The organism is Acinetobacter sp. AL9, from assembly GCF_041464035.1.
Lineage (GTDB): Bacteria > Pseudomonadota > Gammaproteobacteria > Pseudomonadales > Moraxellaceae > Acinetobacter > Acinetobacter towneri.
In genome coordinates, this window is the sequence record NZ_JAYFSK010000185.1 from 1 (window position 1) to 381 (window position 381).

At 52.0% G+C, this 381-nt stretch carries 1 protein-coding gene; it reads right to left on the reverse strand.

Annotated elements, in window-relative coordinates; translation table 11 throughout:
- The coding region (locus ACEO2X_RS14240; RefSeq protein WP_371972190.1) for a transposase at positions 1-381 on the reverse strand (381 nt) is incomplete at both ends.

The following is a 381-nucleotide window of genomic DNA, read 5'->3' on the forward strand; positions in this document are numbered from 1 at the left end:
GAACTGGATTGTACTGTGTAGTGGCATAGGCCCAGACATAACCTTTCTTCGGTTTTTTATCATTCTCACCCATCCGCATGATGGTGACCGGCGTTTCATCGGCATGGATCACCCGCTGTTGCAGCACCACCTGTTTTAAGGCATTGGCCAGAGGTTCCAGTTCTACACCGCAGCGACCAATCCAGTCAGATAACGTGGATCTGGACAGATCAATGCCAGCCCGCTGATAGATCAGGCGCTGACGGTACAGCGGCAAATGATCGGCATACTTCGATACCAGCACATGGCTGAGCAGTTCAGGACTGGCAATACCTTTATCAATCACATAGGCGGGCATCGCTTGCTGAGTCAGGGTGTCGCACTGATCACAGACCCATTTGC